Source organism: Dietzia sp. B44 (assembly GCF_014145245.1).
Taxonomy (GTDB): domain Bacteria; phylum Actinomycetota; class Actinomycetes; order Mycobacteriales; family Mycobacteriaceae; genus Dietzia; species Dietzia natronolimnaea.
This window is the reverse complement of sequence record NZ_JAALEF010000398.1, coordinates 153-1834: the sequence shown is the minus strand read 5'-3', so window position 1 is coordinate 1834 and position 1682 is coordinate 153. Positions and strand designations below refer to the sequence as shown.

General features: G+C 70.9%; 3 protein-coding genes. 1 reads left to right on the top strand and 2 read right to left on the bottom strand.

From position 1 onward, the window contains the following. The first annotated feature begins 200 nt into the window (after positions 1–200). Positions 201–614 carry a PadR family transcriptional regulator gene (locus tag G6017_RS12795; protein WP_241731526.1) on the top strand — a complete coding sequence of 138 codons (414 nt, stop codon included), beginning with the start codon at positions 201–203 and terminating at the stop codon, positions 612–614. Positions 615–625: 11 nt separating this feature from the next. Here G6017_RS12795 and G6017_RS12790 read toward each other — a convergent pair whose 3' ends face one another. Beyond that, a complete protein-coding gene (locus tag G6017_RS12790) occupies positions 626–1537 on the bottom strand; it encodes a S1 family peptidase (RefSeq protein WP_182617686.1) in 912 nt (303 codons plus the stop codon). A gap of 88 nt (positions 1538–1625) precedes the next feature. Next, a partial coding sequence (locus G6017_RS17255) for an excalibur calcium-binding domain-containing protein (RefSeq protein WP_277819604.1) occupies positions 1626–1682 on the bottom strand: 57 nt, incomplete at its 5' end.

Genomic DNA, 1682 nt, shown 5'->3' with positions numbered 1-1682 from the left:
GGGGCCGTCGCCACGAGCACGGCGGAGGCGCGGGACCCTTCGGCCCTGGTGGGCCGTTCGGCCCGGGCGGCCCGTTCGGGCCCGGTGGACCTTTCGGCCCGGGCGGCCCGTTCGGCCCGTTCGATGAGGGACGTGGGATGCGGCGCGGCCACCAGAGGCGACGACGACGAGGGGACGTCCGACGCGGCACGCTCCTGCTATTGGCCGAGGGACCGCGGAACGGCTACGGGATCATCCGCGAGCTCGCCGAGCGCAGTGGCGGCACGTGGCGCCCCAGCTCGGGCGCGGTCTACCCGGCCCTGTCTCTATTGGAGGACGAGGGCCTCATCGGTCCCGCGGAGGACGCCGGACCCAAGCACTACCAGCTCACCGACGCCGGTCGCGTCGAGCTCGAGACACTCGCGGACCGCCCCGCCCCGTGGGACGACGCCACCGAGGAGGCCACCTCCCGACTGGGCGGGGACGCCGACCTCTGGAAGGCGTTCGGCGAGGCCGCCATGGCGGTCCGGGCCGTCGTCCAGACGGGCGACCCGACCACCAGCACCGCGGCCACCGAGGAACTGGTCGCGCTACGCAAGCGTCTCTACGGGTTGTTGGCCGACGCCGGCGACTGAGCAGCGGCCGGTCACCCCACCCCGTTGTCGGCCAGAAAGCGTCGAAGTTCGGAGGTGCCGGTGACGATGTTGAACGCCTGGTATCCGCCGCGGATGGCGTAGGAGTTCACGCCCACCACCCGACCCGACCCGTCGACGGTGGGCCCGCCGGCCATACCGGGGCTGATGTCGGCGTCGATCTCGTATCCCTCCACCCCCCTCGCGGAGGCCGGCCGCGCGGAGACGGTGCCGGCCTTGAACGACGGGGGCTGGATTGCCTTCTCCTCCGAGACGTCGGCACCGGCGCCGGGAAAGCCGATCGAGGTGACACTGTCGCCCGGTTGCGGGTCCTCCTCGGCTATCGCCAACGCCGGCGGCCGCGAGCCCGAGTCCGTCGCCTCGACCCGCAGCAGGGCCAGATCCCCGTCCTCGAACGGCATCACGTCGGCGACCCGGACAGGGACCCAGTCCGTGATGGTGGCGCCGTCGATGTCGGGCTGACCGGCCATCACCCGGACCTCGACCACGGCCTCCAGGGATCCTTCGTCGGCGACGTCGTGGTCGTCGAGGTAGGAGGAGATCACGACGTCACGGCCCTCATCCCGGCCGACGCAGTGCCCGGCGGTGATGATCTCCCCGTCCTCGCCGGCCATCCACCCCGTGCAGGTCCGTACCGCCGTCACCTCGGTGGACCGGACGTCGTCCCCCTCCCCCTCACCCGGGTCGAGGACGTACCCGGAGACGGTGGTCATGAGGAACACCACCGAGTCGTCGAGTTTCTGCGGATTCATGGACGTCGGTTCCACCGCGGGCGAGGTGGATTCGATCACCCCGGGGACGTTCTGGCCGGCCGGGGGGTTTCCGCCGCCGCCCTGGACGCACGCCGTCGCGGTGGCCACGAGCATCACCGCGAGCGGCAATGCGGTCGTCAGTCGTTGGTTCATGGCGGCTTCCTTAGCCATATGAACAGATCTTCATGTTCTGATGTCGTGAACGTTACTCCGCCCGCGAACGTCCTACCAGTGATGCCCGCTATTCACAGGCGACCCCGTCGTTGTCGCGGTCCAGCTTCGGCGCGTACCCCGGCTC